General features: G+C 69.1%; 18 protein-coding genes. 7 read left to right on the forward strand and 11 right to left on the reverse strand.

What is annotated here, in order from left to right; genetic code table 11:
- Positions 1 to 21: 21 nt before the first annotated feature.
- The gene (locus tag ACGFML_RS29340) at positions 22 to 756 is read right to left on the reverse strand and encodes a hypothetical protein (RefSeq protein ID WP_393548614.1); all 735 of its coding nucleotides are present in this window, start codon (positions 754 to 756) and stop codon (positions 22 to 24) included.
- Positions 757 to 1,258: 502 nt separating this feature from the next.
- Here ACGFML_RS29340 and ACGFML_RS29345 point away from each other — a divergent pair.
- The 3 genes from ACGFML_RS29345 to ACGFML_RS29355 all read left to right on the forward strand — a co-directional run bounded on the left by ACGFML_RS29345 (position 1,259) and on the right by ACGFML_RS29355 (position 4,095).
- The gene (locus ACGFML_RS29345; protein WP_393548615.1) at positions 1,259 to 1,507 is read left to right on the forward strand and encodes a hypothetical protein; all 249 of its coding nucleotides are present in this window, start codon (positions 1,259 to 1,261) and stop codon (positions 1,505 to 1,507) included.
- Between the two features lie 206 nt (positions 1,508 to 1,713).
- Entirely contained in the window at positions 1,714 to 2,766 is a 1,053-nt protein-coding gene (locus ACGFML_RS29350; RefSeq protein WP_393548616.1) for a hypothetical protein, read from the forward strand.
- Positions 2,767 to 3,105: 339 nt separating this feature from the next.
- Positions 3,106 to 4,095, forward strand: a complete 990-nt coding sequence (locus tag ACGFML_RS29355) for an MBL fold metallo-hydrolase (RefSeq protein ID WP_393548617.1) — start codon at positions 3,106 to 3,108, stop codon at positions 4,093 to 4,095.
- 203 nt (positions 4,096 to 4,298) lie between these two features.
- Here the strand turns inward: ACGFML_RS29355 and ACGFML_RS29360 are convergent, their stop codons facing one another.
- From ACGFML_RS29360 to ACGFML_RS29385, 6 genes are all read right to left on the reverse strand, one after another.
- A complete protein-coding gene (locus tag ACGFML_RS29360; protein ID WP_393548618.1) occupies positions 4,299 to 4,769 on the reverse strand; it encodes a pyridoxamine 5'-phosphate oxidase family protein in 471 nt (156 codons plus the stop codon).
- Between the two features lie 186 nt (positions 4,770 to 4,955).
- Complete coding sequence (locus ACGFML_RS29365; RefSeq protein ID WP_393548619.1) at positions 4,956 to 6,182, reverse strand: Cmx/CmrA family chloramphenicol efflux MFS transporter; 1,227 nt, start codon at positions 6,180 to 6,182, stop codon at positions 4,956 to 4,958.
- A 207-nt stretch (positions 6,183 to 6,389) separates the two neighbouring features.
- Positions 6,390 to 6,971 (reverse strand): TetR/AcrR family transcriptional regulator, encoded by a 582-nt coding sequence (locus ACGFML_RS29370; protein WP_393548620.1) that lies wholly within the window; start codon positions 6,969 to 6,971, stop codon positions 6,390 to 6,392.
- 194 nt (positions 6,972 to 7,165) lie between these two features.
- A complete protein-coding gene (locus ACGFML_RS29375; RefSeq protein ID WP_393548621.1) occupies positions 7,166 to 7,882 on the reverse strand; it encodes an MOSC domain-containing protein in 717 nt (238 codons plus the stop codon).
- 30 nt (positions 7,883 to 7,912) lie between these two features.
- On the reverse strand, positions 7,913 to 8,530 hold the full coding sequence (locus ACGFML_RS29380; RefSeq protein ID WP_393548622.1) for a LysE family translocator: 618 nt from the start codon (positions 8,528 to 8,530) through the stop codon (positions 7,913 to 7,915).
- 185 nt (positions 8,531 to 8,715) lie between these two features.
- A complete protein-coding gene (locus ACGFML_RS29385; protein ID WP_393548623.1) occupies positions 8,716 to 8,997 on the reverse strand; it encodes a DUF664 domain-containing protein in 282 nt (93 codons plus the stop codon).
- A 491-nt stretch (positions 8,998 to 9,488) separates the two neighbouring features.
- On the opposite strand from ACGFML_RS29385, the gene istA reads away from it, so the two are divergent.
- From istA to ACGFML_RS29400, 3 genes are all read left to right on the forward strand, one after another.
- Entirely contained in the window at positions 9,489 to 10,745 is a 1,257-nt protein-coding gene (gene istA, locus ACGFML_RS29390; protein WP_393548624.1) for an IS21 family transposase, read from the forward strand.
- Entirely contained in the window at positions 10,746 to 11,603 is an 858-nt protein-coding gene (gene istB, locus ACGFML_RS29395) for an IS21-like element helper ATPase IstB (RefSeq protein WP_393548625.1), read from the forward strand. It begins immediately after the preceding gene.
- A gap of 73 nt (positions 11,604 to 11,676) precedes the next feature.
- Positions 11,677 to 12,174, forward strand: coding sequence for a SigE family RNA polymerase sigma factor (locus ACGFML_RS29400; RefSeq protein WP_393548626.1), 498 nt, complete (start codon positions 11,677 to 11,679; stop codon positions 12,172 to 12,174).
- Positions 12,175 to 12,201: 27 nt separating this feature from the next.
- Here the strand turns inward: ACGFML_RS29400 and ACGFML_RS29405 are convergent, their stop codons facing one another.
- Positions 12,202 to 12,549, reverse strand: a complete 348-nt coding sequence (locus tag ACGFML_RS29405) for a hypothetical protein (protein ID WP_393548627.1) — start codon at positions 12,547 to 12,549, stop codon at positions 12,202 to 12,204.
- A gap of 113 nt (positions 12,550 to 12,662) precedes the next feature.
- Between ACGFML_RS29405 and ACGFML_RS29410 the strand changes: the two genes are divergently transcribed.
- On the forward strand, positions 12,663 to 13,979 hold the full coding sequence (locus tag ACGFML_RS29410; RefSeq protein ID WP_393548628.1) for a mannosyltransferase family protein: 1,317 nt from the start codon (positions 12,663 to 12,665) through the stop codon (positions 13,977 to 13,979).
- 166 nt (positions 13,980 to 14,145) lie between these two features.
- Here ACGFML_RS29410 and ACGFML_RS29415 read toward each other — a convergent pair whose 3' ends face one another.
- From ACGFML_RS29415 to ACGFML_RS29425, 3 genes are all read right to left on the reverse strand, one after another.
- Complete coding sequence (locus ACGFML_RS29415; protein WP_393548629.1) at positions 14,146 to 14,970, reverse strand: spermidine synthase; 825 nt, start codon at positions 14,968 to 14,970, stop codon at positions 14,146 to 14,148.
- Entirely contained in the window at positions 14,967 to 15,110 is a 144-nt protein-coding gene (locus ACGFML_RS29420; protein WP_393548630.1) for a hypothetical protein, read from the reverse strand. Before ACGFML_RS29420 ends, ACGFML_RS29415 begins: the two co-directional genes overlap by 4 nt.
- 146 nt (positions 15,111 to 15,256) lie before the next feature.
- Positions 15,257 to 17,485 carry a molybdopterin cofactor-binding domain-containing protein gene (locus ACGFML_RS29425; RefSeq protein WP_393548631.1) on the reverse strand — a complete coding sequence of 743 codons (2,229 nt, stop codon included), beginning with the start codon at positions 17,483 to 17,485 and terminating at the stop codon, positions 15,257 to 15,259.

The following is a 17,485-nucleotide window of genomic DNA, read 5'->3' on the forward strand; positions in this document are numbered from 1 at the left end:
ACGACGCCGGGCGGCCACGTATCAGGACCTCTTGAGCCCTACCTGGTAAAGGATCGTCCCGGCACACGCAGCGAACACGATGACGCACAGGTACACGAGAAGCGACTCAGTCTCGATGAGGCCGACCTTTCCTTCCGTGTACCTGCAGATGACGGACAGTGGGAACACGCTTCGGTCGGCGCCCAGAATCTCTCCACCAGGCGCCGAAAGGAGGTGGCTCACCTGCCAGTCGAAGCACTTGTTCTCCAGATCGGTGCGGGAGAGCGCCATCACGGGGTGAATTCGGACCGCCCAGCACACCCCGGCCACGATCGGTGACCACATCATCCCGGCACGTGCCCAACGGGAGGACCGGGACTTCCTGCCGACCAGCATCCTGGTGACAGCAACAACCAAGACGGCGATTCCTGCCCACATCGTCCACGTGCCCAGTGCAGTGGGATGCGAGGGCCCGTACGTTCCGGAGTCGGACCAGTAGCAGGCGACGTCCGGCGGGAACCAACCAACGGTCACATGCTCCAAAGGGAAGTCGTCGTCGAGAGTCCTCTTGCCGCACACCTCGATCGGGCTCGTGAAGGCGAGCCCGTACAAGACGGCGCCGAGGTATCCCACCACCGCCACATAGGCACCGATAACCCCCCACCGGGCGTGTGGGGACGGCCCCCGCCGGGTCACCCACAGCGCGTAGGGCACGGATCCGATCGCCATCAAGAAAACGCTGATCAGCGGCATACCGAAGAACGCCAACAGATCCATGGTTCCCTCCCGTGGTCACCTCCCGTGGTCACCCCTGAGAGACGAGACGATCAAGATGGGGTGATCGGTTTCGCGCATCGATCGGGAGCACCCCGGCGGGTTGCGGCCCTCTGCCCTTTGCCCCTGCCTGGCCCGAGCTTCGCCCCCCTGCCATGCGCCTACCGGTTACGGGTCGGCGCAGTCATCGACGCCAAAGACGTTGCTCAGCGGTCCAGTTGTCGCTCTCTGCTCTCCGCTCTCTGCTCGTCGCTTCCCGCTCGCCGCGCGGTCTCGACAAGTAGCAAGAACGTCGTCGAAGACTCCGGGCGAGACCCGTATCGTCACAAGGGCCAGTCAGACCGATGATGTGAGATGTGAGATGTGAGAGGTGCCAGTGGGGGGCAACTACTACGTCAGTCCGGATCAGGAGGACGGTGGCTCCTGGTCGTTCTCGGCAGATCAGCTCACACGGACAGCCATCGCGTTGTGGCCGGGCTCAGAAGCAGCCGGGCCTTTCCCGCCCATGGACGCTACCGACCTCGACATCCACACCGGTGGCGGTCGCTGCCGGCTCACCTTCCATCCGCAGGGCCCGGTACTGGTCTTCCCCGACCAGGACCCGCTGCTTGTCCCCGGGCGGGTGATTCTTGGCCTGCTCAATGCCCTGGCGCCCGACACACCGACCGTCTGGTGGACGGACTTGGATGGTGTTCCGGAAATCCTTGACCTGACATGTGATGCCACCGACCTGGCGGACGCCTTCAGTTTCTGACGCCTCGCGAGAGCCGCCGTCTTCCTCGAACGAACGCCATCGCGTTGACCGCGAGCAACAGCTCCGTTGGCCTCGACGCTGAAGCCGGGCCTTGCGTACCGGTGTACCTCGGGGCCGGCCGGTCGCTCATCATGGCGACGGGTAAAGCCGTAGGCCGTCGATCGCGCAGCTGGGATGATCCGTACGTCAGCGACGGGGGAGGGCACGTGACGACGTTCGTGTGTGCGGGATGCGAGGCGGCGCTCAGTGTCGCGCTGTTGCGGGTCGCCCTTCCCGCTCATGCTCACCAGCAGTGGGGCAACGGAACACTGCTCCCGGTTCTTATGGAACCGGGGACGTATGCCGTGGACCCGGAGCCGTCCGGGCTGCCATGGCGGTGGAGCGCGGTCGGACGGGACGAGGCGGCAGCCGGCGGCGGGTTCGCGCCGGCGTCTGCCCTCTCCTTCGGCACCCCGGGAGCGATTGTCGTCGCGCCGGGTGACACGCGCGGGACCGCGCTGATCCCCGAGCGGTGCGACGGCTACTGCTGTGGGCTGGACGGGAGCAGCGGCCCGAACCTCGCCTGCGAGCAGTGCGGTCAGCCGGTGGCGACCCGCGTCGACGACTGCTCGCTCTGGCAGGCGGTGTGGTTCGCCCGGGACGCCGTACGCGGCCTCTCCACCGACAAGCCCGCCGATTGGGCGGACTGCTGGGATGCGCAGGGGCGGCAGGGCGCACCGCCGGTCGATCCGTCCGGGGCATGGAGCCCGCAGTGGGCGGCGGCCGTGGGCGCCGGGCTGGCACATCTGTTGGCGGCCTCGGAGGGCGCGCCCGTGGCCCTTCCCGACGGCCTCATCGCGGACACCTTCGGCCGCACGCTCGATGTGCTGCTCCCCTCCGGGGAGCCGGCTAAGACCGTGGCGCTGACGGGGCCGGGCCTGCCTTGCCGGGAGCCCGCTCCCGACATCTTCCTCGTGCCGCAGCATCCGCAGACGGGGGTCCCGTGGCGAGCCTCAGGGCGTGCGCGGACCGTCCCTCTGCCCGCCGACGTGTGGACGCAATTGGCTTTCCCCGGCGAACGGCTGCTGCTCCCCGTGACGGGCGGGCTGCCCGACGGTGTTCACCGTGACGACCCATTGCCGATGTGTCCACGAGGGCCGTTTCGGCCTGACTGGGGGGTGTTCCTCCATACGCTGGCACGGATCCCGGCGGTCCGGCAGCCGTGGCTGCGCAGGATCTACGACCGGGTGAAGGACCGCCCATACGTTCATCCGTTCTAGGAATCGGCCCAGTCGAGCCGACGGGCCGAGGACATCTGCGAAGAGGCCGCCCCCTGCCTTGCCGGCGAAACCGGTACTCCAGGAGAGAACCACCAAGTAACTGGACGATCATCCTAGAAAACGCCCCGGCGAGGCCCTTCCTCTCGTAGGGCCTGTCCATGTGCGTCTGATCTTCGCGTTGCTCTACTTATCCCGCTGGCGCGACTGCTCTGCACAGCGGAAGGAACCATTATGCGCGTTTTTCGTAGCTCGGCGGATGCGGAACCGTCAAAGGGCGACGCCCCCACACCTCATAGTCATCTGATCTCCCGACGGCCTTTGTTGGGCGGAACCGCGGCAATGGCACTCTCCTTCGGCCTCCTGGGCTGCGCGCGCGAGAAGGAAACGAATGCTGGTGCGGCGGATTCCCGAAGTGATACGCCGTTCAAGGTGAAGGTCCATCTCCTCGGCACTGGGGGCCCGGAGATGTCGACCGCACGCCAGGGAATGTCCACGCTCATCGAGGCGGGCGGCCAGAGATTCCTGTTCGATGTGGGCCGAGGAGCCACGCAGAACATGTACGAGTCCCGGGTCAACCCCAAGCAGGTCACCAAGATCTTCCTGACTCACCTGCACAACGACCATTACGAAGACCTTCCAGCGCTCTGGCTCAACCCGTGGTTCCTGCTCGGCCGGACCGACACCCTCGAGGTCTGGGGTCCTCCCGGAACGGCCGGGATGATCAAAGGCATGCGGGCGATGTACGAGCACGACGTGGATCACCGCTCGAACGACGTCTTCAAGAAGGAATACCTCGACATTCGCGTCCGGGAGATCGGACCGGGCGTCGCCTACGACCATGACGGCGTCAAGGTGACCGCTTTCGCCGTGGAGCACAAGGACGGAAACCCTGCTTACGGGTACCGGTTGGATTACTCAGGGAAATCCGTGCTCCTGTCGGGCGACACCACGTACAGTGAGAACGTCGTAGCGTACGGACAAAAAGTCGATGCCCTCATTCACAACGTGGTCGCATTCGACGATGAGCTCACCAAATCGGGGAAGTTGAAGGCTGTCGAGGAGAAACTGACAACACCTGAGCAGGCTGCCCGGGTCTTCTCCCGAACGCGCCCCCGGGTAGCCGTCTTCTCGCACATATCCAAGAAGGGTCTGCAGGGGAAGGAGGGCGACGGAATCATCACGGACCGGACTCGGAAGGCGGGTTACAGCGGCCCGTTGCACATGGGGCAGGACAGGATGACGATCGAGATCGGCGACAACGTCGAGGTGAAGCCCCCGATCTCCACCAAGGACCTGCCCGATCTGGACGGTCCGGGCGTCGAGCTCTGACGTGATGATGCGTGACGGTTCGCCGGTTCCCCTGACAGCCGGGGCCCGGCGTTCTCGTTGTCGCCCGCTCAGCCCCGTTGTCGCCTGCTCAGCCCCCTAGAGTCGAGTCGGTTGCGAGGTGGCAACTCTCCGCCCACGTAGGTGAATTCGGTGCTCCAGGGGGTGCGGGCAGCGCGGTGACTCCCCGCAGTTCGAGACGGGCTTCACAGCAGCCACTTCCCCTCACGCATAAGGGTCCGTCCGTTCATCTCGGGAACCGTTCCCCACGCCTGCAGAACCTCTGGGATGACCTGGAAGAAGACGTAAGAGGGGTGATCCTGCCGAGGATCCCAGCCGTCCTTGGCCGCGAAGGCATCGCCCACCTCGGTTGGAAGCTCCTCGCGGGTCAGCATGCGCGCGGTGCCGTGGACCAGCACCACGTCCCGGGTATGGCCGAAGCAGAGGCGCGCCTGGCCCGTGGGGGACAGGTTGCGCCCAGTCGGGTTGGTGACGCGGGTGGACAGCCACACAGCCTCGCCGTCCCACCAGAAGGCAAGCGGAACGAGACAGGGTTCGCCGGTGGCGTCGGCCGTAGCGACCCATACATCGTTGTCCCGCGTGAGCCGTTCCAGCGCCTCGCGCTTGCGCTGCTCCGGGCTGCGGGGTCCGCTGGAACGAGAATCAACTGACGTCATGGAGCGAGGCTATGGCTTGAGGCGCCACACCACATCCGTCAGCGGAACTAGGACACAGGGCTGAGAGCCGGTCTCATGCGGGCAGACGGATCTGCAGCTGACAGAGCTGCCGCCGCCGGCGCGAGCGTGGGGCCGGCCGGCTGTGCCGACGGTCTCCGGGGGCCGCCGGCTGCGCACTTCCGGGGCTCAGCGCCGTCCGTCGGCGACGAGCACCTTCGCGGTGCCGGGAGCGGGCCGGTCGGCGGCGGGTCCGCCGCGGCGGGCCGTCCGCCGCTGTAGTGCTGCCGCCCATCCGGTCGCCGCGAGCGCGAGCACTCCGGCACCGGCACCGACCCAGGCCACCGAGGTGAAGCCGAGGCCCGCGTCGATCGTGAGGCCACCCAGCATCGGGGTGAGGGTGATGCCGACGTTGAAGGCCGAGGTGTTCACGGCACCCGTCAGCGTCGGCGCGTCGGGTGCGAGCCGGAACACCCTTGACTGCACCACCGGGTTGACGACGTATCCGGTGAGCCCGAGGACGAGGACCAGCGCGACGGCGACGCCGGGGCTCCCCGCCGTCAGTGCGAACACGGCGGAGGCGACGGTGAGGGAACCGGTGCCGATGGCCAGGGTGCGCAGGGGCGCCGCGTCGGCGACGCGTCCGCCGAGCGTCACCCCGAGCAGTCCGCCGACGCCGTAGAGCGCGAGAACCACTGGCACCCATCGGGCCGGCAGCCCGCTGACCTCGGTCAGCAGCGGTGAGAGATAGCTGAAGGTGACGACCGCCGCCCCGAAGGTGAGTGCGGTCACCAGGTAGGACACCCAGAGGGCCGGCCGGGCCAGGCCGCTCAGTTCCCTTCGCAGGGAAGGCACTTCGTCTCCGTCGGCTCGGCCCGCCGGCAGCGCGGCGAGCAGGGAGAGAGCGCTGAGTACGGTGAGCGCGGCCACGCCCCAGAAGGCCGCGCGCCAGCCCACGTACTGGCTCAGCACCGTTCCGGCGGGCACGCCCACGATGGTGGCGACGGTGAGCCCCATGGTGACCACCGACAGTGCTTTCGCTTTGGCGTCCGGCGGCACCAGGCTTACTGCCGTCGCCGCGGCAACCGCCCAGAACCCCGCGTAGGCGAGCGCGCTCACGACGCGGGTCGCGAACAGCATCCCGTACGCCGGTGCAAGGGCGCCGACCACATGTGCGGCGACGAAGACGAGCTGGAAGGCGACCAGCGCGGTACGGCGAGGGACCCGCAGCGTGGCGACGGCCAGCACCGGCGCGCCGATGACCATGCCGATGGCGAACGCGGAGATCAGCAGGCCGGCGTCGGGGATGGAGACACCGAGATCGCGGGCGATGCCCGGGATGAGCCCGGACAGCATGAACTCCGAGGTCCCTTGGGCGAATATGCCCAGGCCGAGAAGAGGGATGACGAGTGGCACGGGAGAACGCTCCGTTGGGTGAGGGGAGGATCTGAGTTCTGGCGAGGGGCAGGCGCAGGGGCAGGGAAAGGGGCGGAAGGGGCCGGAGAAGGGGCGGAAGGGTTGGGATCGGGCTGGTTTTGGATTGATTGGTTCAAAACCGGGGCATGAGAGATCCAGGGCAGGGTGTGCGGCGGGGTGAAGGCGCGTGGGCTCAGTCGGTGTGGTTCAGAAGGCGGTCAGTGCGGCATCCGCGACATCTTCCAGGGTGGCGCGGTCGACGCCGGACCGCGCGGAAACGCGTAGGCCCCCGATTGTCGCGATGAGGAGATGGGCGAGGGCGCGGGCGTCCTTGTCGGCGGCGATGTCGCCGTCGCGGCGCCCGGACTCGATGACGGCGCGGATCGCCTCCATCCGCAGGTTGTAGTCGCGCTCCAGCGACGCCGCGACCGAAGTGTCATGGGCCGACACCTCGACGCAGGTGTTCACGACCATGCAGCCCCGGCCGTCGGCACCGGGTGCGAACTCCTCGGCGATCACCCGCTGCAGAAGCGCCCGGAGCTTCTGCCGGGCCGGCAGCTCACTCTCCATGAGCGTGAACAGCTCGTCGTTCTTGGCGTGCATATAGCGCGTCAGGGCCCGCTCGAAGAGGTCGTGCTTGCTCTTGAACGTGTTGTAGATACTGCTCCGACCCAGGCCCGTGGCGTTGCACAGATCCTGGGTGGACGTCGCCTCATAGCCGGCGGCCCAGAACGCCACCATCGCGGCGTCGACCGCCCGCTCCTCGTCGAACTTCCGGGGTCGGGCCATGGTGCCGAGGCTAACACGTATTGGATGGATCGGTTCAATACTTCACGGGCCCGCACCGCACCCTCGCCGCGAGTGTTCGGCAGTCTGGTCCGCAGTCCCGGCCCCGCCGCCAACGCCACCGCCCTGCGAAACACCCGCCACCTGGGCGCCGCCGTGGCCCGGCTGCGCGCCGAAGTGTGGTTTCGGAGGGTGTTTCAGGTCGGTTCGACGGTGTCCCCGAGGCGAACCCGTCCCGGTTGCGCGACCGTGGCCAGGGCGTCCAGTCGCATGTCGTGTGCCTGCGCGATGGCTCGCAGGATCAAGGGGGAGTGCGGCAGGTCCTGCTGGGCCTCGTTGGTCATCACGCATCGCTCGCTGGAGCGCTCGAACCGAATGCACAGGGCGTCGCCGATTCGCGCGGTGCTGCCGAACCACTCGTCCTCCACGAAGGGAGGCGTGCCCGGCGGCGTCCGCACCAGCAGGTTCGGCCGAAACCGGCGCTCGTCGACGGGCACGCCGGGAACGGCCGCGCGGACCCAGTCGAGGGTGGCCGTGGTCAGGACGCTGAGGGGCAGCTGGTCGAAGTGCGAGATCCCGCCCTCGCGGGCCACTTCGACGTCGCTCCGGTCCAGGTAGCGCCGCACATAGGACGTCGGGTCCGGTACCGGCTCGCCGTCCGGGTCCAGCAGTTCGGGCACCTCCGTGGTTGCTCCCCCGGGGTATCGGGACTGCAGCTGCAACAGCCCCGGCATGCGCCGGAACCGGCGCGTGTTCTTGCCCGAGCCGAACTTGCCCTCCGCGTCCCGCACCGCGTAGAGCCGGTCGCCGACGAGTCCCCGGTCGTCCACGGCGGCCTCGGCCAACGGCTCACCGCCGGTGGACTTGATGGGGTACCGCCAGATCCGCTCGATCGTGCCGAGCACCGTGCCCATCTCCCTCCCCTTCCTCCCGCGAGTTGCCTGTCAGCCGGCGTCCGCGGCGACCCGCACCCCGAAGCCGATGAGGACCACACCCGTCACGCGGTCCAGCAGGCGCCGGACACGCGGCCGTTCGAAGACCGAGCGCGCCCTGGAGACGAGGTAGGCGTAAGCCCCGAGCCAGGTCAGAGTCAGCGCCGCGTGCAGCAGGACCAACAGGCCCATGCCGACCGGCGTGGGCAGTCCGTGCGGGGCCAGGGTCGGCAGCAGACCGGTGTAAAAGACCGCGATCTTTGGATTGAGGACGTTGGTGGTCAGGCCCGTCAGGTACGCGCGCCCCGAGCCGGTGGCCGTCGACTCGGTCGTCCGCGGGGCGGCGCGGCGGCTCTGCCAGAGGGACTGCAGCCCGAGGAAGACCAGGTATGTGGCGCCCAGGATCTTGACGGTGAAGTACGCCTCCGCCGACGCCGCGAGGATCGCGGCGAGCCCGACGACGGTGAACACGCCCCACACCAGGAGCCCGGTCGTGATCCCGGCAGCGGTGCGCAGGGCCTCCGCCCTGCCGGAGGCGATCGCGCGCTTGGTGACCACGGCCATGTCCGGCCCTGGTACCACGGTCAACAGGGCGAGCACTCCGGCCGCCACGGCTGTCTGCGTCCACATGCGGCCAGTCTGCTTCGAAACGATCCCAACTGGGATGTGACGCCCGTCACGGCCCAACGCGCTGTCGGGGTGCAGTACTTGAGGTGAGGGCGCACCGGCGAACGGAGGGCCCCGGCGCACCCGAAGGGCCGCCGGAGCCGGCGCGGCGGCCGCTCGTGCGGTCGCGCCCACCGCGCAGCCACCTCTCACGTCCCGGTGACTCCGTCGATGCGCTCTCGGATCAGATCGGCATGGCCATTGTGACGTGCGTATTCCTCGATCATGTGCACCATGACCCAGCGCAGGGACACCCCATGAGCGCCCACATGGCCGGCTTCCTGGTCAGACAGCTGACCGGTGTCGTCCAGTGACGCGGCCGCGATGAGCTCACGGCCTCGAGCGACTTCCGATCGCCATACGGTCGTCGCCTCGTCGAGTCCTCTGAGGGCGAGAGTCGCGCGGTGAAGGTCGAGCCCTGCCTCCAGCATGGGGCGCTCATCGGCATGCGGGGGTGGGACCGGATGTCCATCCGGTGTTGTCGTCGTGACCGCACCCTGATGGAAACGGCCATGACCTACGACCGTCTTCGCTGACGACGAACACCCGCGACTCACTCCTCCCCCTCACTGCTTCGGGAATCGGGACTGCATCGGCTGTCCTCTCCCGTCCGCCCGCACGACGGTGTCCTGCTCGACGATGCCGGCATCAAGTCTCGGGCCGAGACGGGCCGAGGCAGGCTGAGGCGTGAGCGACGGCCGTGACGCGTGTCGACCGCCCTTGGTTCCGTGAGGACCATCACGCTGGTTTCTCGCCTTTGGTGTCGACCGGATTCGACGTGCCGGGCGTATGTCAGGTGAAACGAGAGATCCGGGAGTCTCGGCGACGGTCGAACTCTGACCCTTTGACGGCGTGTCAATACTGACCCACTTGTGGATTTTCATCTCATTCTGACCTTGCTGATCAAGGTCAGGAGGGAAGGGTGATCCTCGTGGAAGACTGGGCAGAGATCCGTCGCCTGCACCGGGCGGAGCAGATGCCGATCCGTGCGATCGCACGGCATCTGGGTATCTCGAAGAACACCGTGAAGCGGGCCCTGGCCAGCGGCCGGCCGCCGAAGTACGAGCGGCCGGCGAAGGGCTCGGCGGTGGACGCGGTGGAGGTGCAGATCCGTGAACTGCTGCGGGAGACGCCAACGATGCCCGCGACAGTGATCGCTGAGCGGATCGGCTGGGAACGCGGGATGACGGTCCTGAAGGACCGGATCCGTGAGCTTCGCCCCGCCTATCTGCCGGTCGATCCGGTCTCCCGCACGAACTACCGGCCCGGCGAGCTGGCCCAGTGCGACCTGTGGTTCCCCGACGCTCAGATCCCGCTGGGCTATGGACAGACCGGACGGCCGCCGGTGTTGGTGATGGTCTCGGGCTATTCGCGGATGATCGCCGCGCGGATGCTGCCCTCGAGGAGGACCGGTGACCTGATCGACGGGCACTGGCGGCTCCTGTCGCAGTGGGGTGCCGTCCCCAAGACGCTGGTCTGGGACAACGAGGCCGGCGTCGGCCGCGGCCGTCCCACCAGCGAGTTCGCCGCGTTCGCGGGCCTGCTCGCCACCAAGATCTACTTGTGCCGGCCCCGGGATCCGGAGGCGAAAGGGCTGGTGGAGCGGGCAAACGGCTATCTGGAGACGTCGTTCCTGCCGGGTCGGCACTTCAGCGGTCCGGACGATTTCAACACCCAGCTCGGGGCCTGGCTGAAGGTCGCCAACCGCCGCGTTCACCGCACCCTGGGCGCCCGTCCGGCCGACCGGTGGGAAGCCGACCAGGCCGGCATGCTCACTCTCCCGGCGGTCGACCCGCCGACCTGGTGGCGGTTTTCCACCCGGCTGGGCCGGGACCACTACGTCCGCGTCGACACCTGCGACTACTCCGTCGACCCCGCCGCCATCGGCCACCACGTCACCGTGCTGACCGACAACGACCAGGTCATCGTCCTGTCCACCGGCGGCGAGATCGTCGCTCAGCACGTCCGCTGCTGGGCTCGCCACCAGACCATCACCGATCCCGAACACGCCGAGGCAGGAGCGATGATGCGCCACCAGGCCCGCCGCCGACCGACGGGTCAGATCCAGGCCGTCGGCTGCGGCGGCGGCCCGATGGTCGAGGTCGAACAACGCGAGCTGGGCACCTATGACCGCCTGTTCACCGTCATCGACGGCGGCGCCGACAAGGAGGCCATCTAAATGCCCACCCGCACCGCCGCCGCCGACGGCGACGTCACCCTCGCCGAGCCCGTCGACAAGACCACCGCCCCGGCAGGCCGCCGCACCAGCCAGCAAACCACCTCTGAGTTGGCCTTCCTGGCCCGGGCCCTGAAGGCCCCGGCCCTGCTGGACGCCGCCGACCGGCTCGCCGAACGGGCCCGCAAGGAGTCCTGGACCCACGCCGAATACCTCGTCGCCTGCCTCCAGCGGGAGGTCTCCGCTCGCGAATCCCACGGCGGTGAAGCTCGAGTACGCGCCGCCCGCTTTCCCGCGATCAAGACGCTCGAGGAACTCGACGTCACCCATCTGCGCGGCCTGACGCGCCAGCATCTGTCCCACCTGGGCACCTTGGACTTCATCGCCGGCAAAGAGAACGTCGTCTTCCTCGGCCCGCCCGGCACGGGCAAAACACACCTGGCCATCGGCCTGGGGGTCAGGGCCTGCCAAGCCGGACACCGCGTCGCCTTCGCCACCGCCGCCGAGTGGGTCGACCGGCTCGCCGCCGCCCACCAGGCCGGAAACCTCGCCACCGAGCTCACCCGCCTCGGCCGCTACCCGCTGATCATCGTGGACGAGGTCGGCTACATCCCCTTCGAATCGGAGGCCGCCAACCTGTTCTTCCAACTGATCTCGAACCGCTACGAACGCGCATCCGTGATCGTCACCAGCAACAAACCCTTCGGGCGCTGGGGAGAAGTCTTCGGCGACGAGACCGTGGCCGCCGCCATGATCGACCGCCTCGTGCACCACGCAGAGGTCCACTCCCTCAAAGGCGACTCCTACCGCATGCGCGGACGCGAACTCGGACGCGTCCCCACCGACAACGACACCGACTGACCGACACAACTGGGTCAATTTCCAACCGCCCAAAGTGGGTCACGATTCACCCGACGCCGACAGGGAGTGGCTGTTGACCGTCGAGGAGTTCGAAGAGTTCTACGCCCAGGCGGTGGCACGGCTCACGGGGCAGTTGTACGTGATGCTCGGAGACCTGCACGAGGCGCAGGACGTCGTGCAGGAGGCGTTCGTGAAGGGCTGGAGCCGGCGGGGGCAGCTGGACCGTGACGGTCAGCCCGAAGCGTGGGTCCGCACGGTCGCCTGGCGTCTGGCCGTGAGCCGCTGGCGTTTCCGGCGGCGTACGGCTGATGCCTGGCAGCGCAGTGGTGCTCCGCCGCACGTCGAGGGACCGGGGCCGGAACAGGTGGCGCTGGTGGAGGCGCTGCGTGAGCTGCCGGCCAGGCAGCGCCGCACGCTGACGCTGCACTACGTCTGCGATCTCACCGTCGAGCAGATCGCCGGGGAGACCGGTCTGTCCGCCAGCAGCGTCAAGACACATCTGGTCCGAGGTCGGGCCGCGCTCTCCCACCGCCTGCAGGATCCGCGCATTGAGGAGGCCCCCGGTGCCTGAGTCCCATGACCCGCTGAGGTCCCTGTTTCAGGAGGCGGCCGCCACCGGGCAGTCCCGCACACGTTCCGTACCGGTCTCGGACATCACCGAGCGCGGTGAGCGGGTGCGCCGGTATCGGATGGCCGCGCTCGCGGCCGGCGCCTGCCTGGTGCTCTCCGGTGGCGCGGCGGCCGCGGCCACGCTCCTGCCCGACAGCCCGCGGCCGGCCGTCCCCGCGAACACGCCTTCTCCCTCGAAGCCCTCGCCCTCACCCTCGTCGACCGGCAGTTCACGCTCGACCGGCCATTCGTTCCCCGGTACGAGCACCGCGGGAGCGTCATCGACGCCCACCACCCTGCACTCGACCCAGGGCACCGCCGGCGGTGCGTCGGCCACGGCCACGCAACCCGCCACACCGCCGCGAAGCACCGCACCACCGTCCTGACAGCAGCCAGCTCGTGTCCCGGCGGCCGCCGCCGGGTGATTCCGCACGCCCAGGAGAGCCCCGTATGCCCGCCATATCGCCTCTATCGCCACTATCGCCTCGGCAGAGCGAGTGCTCGGCCCGGCCCGCACAATCCTCCGCCGCGCCGGCGCGCCCCTCACCGCCGCCCCGGACAGGGGGAGTTGTCCGTCCGCCGCGTTCGCCCGCCGACCCACCGCGAGCGCGGACCGCGCTTCTCGGGCTTCGTGCCTTTCGCCTCGGCCCTGCCGACCGTGAGGTGCTGTGGCTCTATCTGCTCAGCCGAACAGCTGTCTGGGTCACCGCCTACTGCACCAGGTGGCTCTTCCCCGCCGATCGGAACACCCGCACCGCCGCCTCCGTCCTGGCACCCTTTGAACAGTGGGACTGGGGCCACTACGTGCACATAGCGCGGGACGGCTATTTCCCCGGGCAGGCCGGTCCCTGGCAGGCCGGCTGGGACAACAGGGAGGCGTTCTTCCCCGGATTCCCGCTCCTGCTCCGCGCCGTCCACGTCGTCGTCCCGCACTGGGTCACGGCCGGCCTGCTGATCTCCTTCGTCTCAGGGGCCATCGCCGTCCTGGCACTGGCCCGGATCACCCGGCGGCACCTGCCCGACGCCCACGCGGGCCGCCGCACCGTCCTCTTCTTCCTGCTCTCCCCTTGCGCGATCTTCCTGGCGGCCGGCTACACCGAAGCCCTCTTCCTCGCTCTCGCGCTGCCCGCCTGGCTTGCGGCCCGGCGCCGCAACTGGCCGCTCGCAGCCGCCCTGACCGCCTTGGCCATCACGGTCCGCGTCAGCGGCCTGTTCCTCGCCGCGGCCATCGCCCTGCACTTCGTGCTTGCCGCCCGCAACCGCAGCGAATGGCGTTCGCTGCCCTGGCTGGCGCTGCCGGCCGTCCCCGTGGCCCTCTACACCTGCTACCTGTACGCGTACACCGGCGACTGGATGGCCTGGAAGCACGCGGAGGAACGCGGTTGGTACCGCACCTTCCACGCCCCCTGGGAGGCATGGCAGAACACCTGGCACGCGGCCTTCGCCCACACCCAGACCACCGGGTACGCCTTCATGTTCCAGGCCGAGCTCGTGGCCATGCTCGTCGGACTCCTCCTGCTCGGCCTGCTGATCCGGCAACGCCGCTGGCCCGAAGCCCTCTACCTCGGCCTCAGCCTCTGGGCGCTGGGAACCTCCTACTGGTACACCTCCATCCCGCGCGCCACCCTCCTGTGGTGGCCCCTGTGGATCAGCCTGGCGGCCTGGAGCATGCGACATCCACGGTTCACGACGGTCTACCTGAGCCTCGTCGGCCCGCTGACGGCCGTCTACGCTCTGGCGTTCCTGTCGGGGCGATGGGCCGGCTGATGTCCCGACCTGCGCGTCGTCCCCTGCGGCCCGTGCGCCCTGGGCCCTGCACCGACGGGCGCCGGCGTCGCGATCACAGCCATCGCCGGTGGGCGGTGAGCACGTCGAACGCCGGGACCACCACCAGGTGGTCGGCGATCCCGAGACGATCCGGGCCCGGATCTCGTCAGCCGTTGTGCCTGCGGGCGACATAGACGGTGTTGGCCGCGGTCCCGCCCTGTAGCGGATTGTCGAAATCGACCACGTGCGCAGCCGTTTCCGCGAAAACCCCCGCGAGCACCGAGCCGAACTCCTCGTCCGGCGGGTCGTTCGACCACAGCGCGAACACGCCCCCGGGGTGGAGCAGTTCGGCCAGCGCGGTCAGGCCGGCCGGGCGGTAGAGCGAGGCGTGGCCGGGGTGGAGCACATGGCGCGGTGAATGGTCGACGTCCAGCAGGATCGCGTGGAAACGGCGGTCGGGAGTCTCCGGGTCCAGGCCGCGCGGGACCGCACCGGTGCCGCCGACCGTGCTCCCCGCAGACACCGGAGCGTCCCTCTCCACACCGTCCACACCGTCCGCAGGCACCGGCCCGCCCGCCGCCGCGCTCCCCGCAACCATGGCGAAGAAGTCCCCGCGCACCAGCCGGCACCGAGGATCCGAGGACAGTCCCGCGCCCAGCGGTACGAGCCCGCGCCGGTGCCAGTCGATCACCTCTGCCAGGGCGTCGACGACGATCAGCGAGCGCACCCGCGGATCGTCCAGCGCCGTCCGGGCCGTGTACCCGAGGCCGAGTCCACCGACGGCGACATCGAGCGGGCCGTCGGGCAGCTCCGCCAGGCCGAGCCGGGTCAACTCGACCTCCCCCGCGGTGAAGAGGCTCGACATCAGGTATTCGTCGCCGAGCTTCACCTCGTACACGTCCTCCTGCGACACGGGGTCCCGGCGACGCCGCAGGCTGATCTCGCCCATGGGCGTCTGCCGCCAGTCGATCTCCTCGAAACGTGCGCTCATCCGGTGTCCTGTTCTGTTGCTCGGGGTGGGTTGGGGTGCCACCGCAGGAAGGTGCAGTACTCGGCCGGCGCGGGGTCGGCGACGGGCCGGAGCGGCTGCGGGCCGCGGTCGGTGTCCCGCGCGACGGTCTTCTTCCCCACGCCGATGGCTCTCCGGGACCGGCCCGCACCCACCCTGACGGTCTCACAGGGTGGGCGCGGCACCGCGCTCCGGACCCGACCTTGTGCGCTGCGTGTGGTGACGATCCGGGCTTCGGGGGGAGTGGACCCGACTCATGCCCGACGCTTCACGCAGCCACCTCCGGCAGACCGGGCAGCACCTTTTCGAGCGTGATGGGGAAGTCGCGCACACGGATCCCGGTGGCGTTGAACACCGCGTTCGCCACCGCCGCACCGGATCCGCAGATCCCCAGCTCACCGACGCCCTTCGCGCCGAGGGCGTTCGCCTTGTCGTCGTACCCGTCGAGTACGACGATGTCGACGTCGGGGATGTCGGCGTGGACCGGCACCAGGTATTGCGCGAGATCCCGGTTGACGAAGGCGCCGGATCGCGGGTCGACCACGGCCTCCTCCTCGAGGGCCGCGCCGGCTCCCCAGATCATGCCGCCGATCAGCTGCGACCGTGCCGTCTTGGGGTTGAGCACACGACCCACCGAGAACACGCCCAGCATCCTCCGCAGACGGATCTCGGCGGTGTCCGCGTCGACCCCCACTTCGGCGAAATGAGCCCCGTAGGTGTGAATCGAGTAGGACGTGTAGTTCGGATCGTCGCCCATGAAGCGGGTCTCGCCCTCGGCCTCCACACCGTCGGGATGGTTGCGTGCGACGATCTCGCTCAGCGCCTCGGACGCGCCACCTATGCGCACGTCGCCCCCGCGGAACACCGCGTCCGCCGGGTCCAGGCCGTGCAGCGGGGAGCGCGCGTCGCCGCGCGCCGCGACCAGCAGCCTCTCGCGCAGGGCCGTGCACGCCTGATGTGCCGCGGTGCTCGAGTTGGCGGCGCCCCACGAGCCACCGGACCCCCAGCTGGAGGGAAGCCCGGAACGCCCGAGCTCGATCCGCACCCGATCCGGCGGCAGCCCGAGTCCGTCGGCCGTGACCTGGGTCAGGATCGTGTAGGTGCCCGTGCCGATGTCGGTCATGTCCGTCTGGACGACGGCGGTTCCGTCCGCCTCCAAGCGCACCCGCACCGCTGTCGGCCCCTGGAAATGCCCGCGGATGGCGGCGGCCATGCCGTAGCCGACCCACCACCGTCCCTCGCGCACACTCGCCGGGGTTGCGGGGCGGTGCTCCCAGCCGAACCGGCGTGTGCCTTCGCGCAGGCAGTCGACCAGGTGCCGGCCGCTGTACGGCACGTCTCGCTCGGGATCGACGGTGGGCTCGTTGCGGAGCCGCAGCTCGACCGGGTCCATCCCGAGCGCGTCGGCCAGTTCGTCCATGGCCGACTCGACCGCCAGCATGCCCGGCGCCTCGCCCGGCGCGCGAACGTCCGCCCCGGGCGGTAGGTCGAGCGGCGTGAGCCGGTGGCTGGTCAACCGGTGGGGCGCGGCGTAGAGGCTGCGGGTCGTGGCGGCGGTCTGCTCGGCGAACTCCCTGTCGGGGTTGGTGTGCATGGTGACGTCATGGGCGATCGCGGTCAGCCGTCCGTCGTGCCCCGCGCCCAGCCGTACCCGCTGGCTCGATGTGGGGCGCACACCGACGAGTTGGAAGATCTGCTGCCGGGTCAGCGCGACCTTGACCGGCTGCCGCAACGCGCGGGCGGCGAGCGCTGCCAGGATCGTCTCGGCATGGATGCCCAGCTTGGAGCCGAATCCCCCGCCGACGTAGGGGGCGACGATGTGAATCCGCGCAGGGTCGGTCCGAAGCGTGCGGGCGATCGAGGCCCGCGCCGCGTCGACGATCTGGCAGCTGACGTGGACGAACAGGTCCTCGCCACGCGGTTCCACCAGACACGCGTGCGGTTCCATCGGCATCGAGAGCTCGTACGGTGTCGTGTACTGCTGGTCGACTCGCACGGCAGCGGTACCGAATCCGGCGTCGAAATCGCCCACCGCGGTGTCGGTGGTGATTCCGGCATTGACCACTTTCGGGATGTACGCCTCGTCTTCGTGCGCAGCGAAGTCGAATCGTCCCCGCCCGTCGGCGTATTCCACGTCGACGAGATCGGCCGCCGCTCGGGCCTGCTCGAAGGTTTCGGCGACGACGAGCGCCACCGGCTCGCCGTAGTGATGAACGTCCGGGCCGACCAGCACCGGCTGGGCGCGCCAGTACTCCATCGCAACGGACTCATCACGCGGGCCCTGGGTCGGGGAATTGCGGTGGGTCATCACCATGCGCACGCCCCATGCGCGTTCGGCGACCTCGGTGTCGATCCGGGTGATGCGGCCTTTGCCGATCGTCGCGCCGACGATGAAACCGTAGAGCGGTTGGCCGGCCTCCCAATACTCATAGGCATAGGTGGCCCGGCCGGCGACCTTCAACGGGCCGTCGACGCGGCTCAGAGGTTGCCCGATCAT

Source organism: Streptomyces sp. NPDC048650 (assembly GCF_043199095.1).
Lineage (GTDB): Bacteria > Actinomycetota > Actinomycetes > Streptomycetales > Streptomycetaceae > Streptomyces.

Coding starts and splice junctions, on each gene's coding strand:
- ACGFML_RS29380 (WP_393548622.1), bottom strand. CDS start 8,530: ATGTGGACGCAGACAGCCGTGGCGGCCGGAGTGCTCGCCCTGTTGACC.
- ACGFML_RS29385 (WP_393548623.1), bottom strand. CDS start 8,997: ATGCTGGAGGCAGGGCTCGACCTTCACCGCGCGACTCTCGCCCTCAGA.
- ACGFML_RS29340 (WP_393548614.1), bottom strand. CDS start 756: ATGGATCTGTTGGCGTTCTTCGGTATGCCGCTGATCAGCGTTTTCTTG.
- ACGFML_RS29375 (WP_393548621.1), bottom strand. CDS start 7,882: ATGGGCACGGTGCTCGGCACGATCGAGCGGATCTGGCGGTACCCCATC.
- ACGFML_RS29425 (WP_393548631.1), bottom strand. CDS start 17,485: ATGATCGGGCAACCTCTGAGCCGCGTCGACGGCCCGTTGAAGGTCGCC.
- ACGFML_RS29345 (WP_393548615.1), top strand. CDS start 1,259: ATGGACGCTACCGACCTCGACATCCACACCGGTGGCGGTCGCTGCCGG.
- ACGFML_RS29355 (WP_393548617.1), top strand. CDS start 3,106: ATGGCACTCTCCTTCGGCCTCCTGGGCTGCGCGCGCGAGAAGGAAACG.
- ACGFML_RS29370 (WP_393548620.1), bottom strand. CDS start 6,971: ATGGCCCGACCCCGGAAGTTCGACGAGGAGCGGGCGGTCGACGCCGCG.
- ACGFML_RS29410 (WP_393548628.1), top strand. CDS start 12,663: ATGCCCGCCATATCGCCTCTATCGCCACTATCGCCTCGGCAGAGCGAG.
- ACGFML_RS29360 (WP_393548618.1), bottom strand. CDS start 4,769: ATGACGTCAGTTGATTCTCGTTCCAGCGGACCCCGCAGCCCGGAGCAG.
- ACGFML_RS29415 (WP_393548629.1), bottom strand. CDS start 14,970: ATGAGCGCACGTTTCGAGGAGATCGACTGGCGGCAGACGCCCATGGGC.
- istB (WP_393548625.1), top strand. CDS start 10,746: ATGCCCACCCGCACCGCCGCCGCCGACGGCGACGTCACCCTCGCCGAG.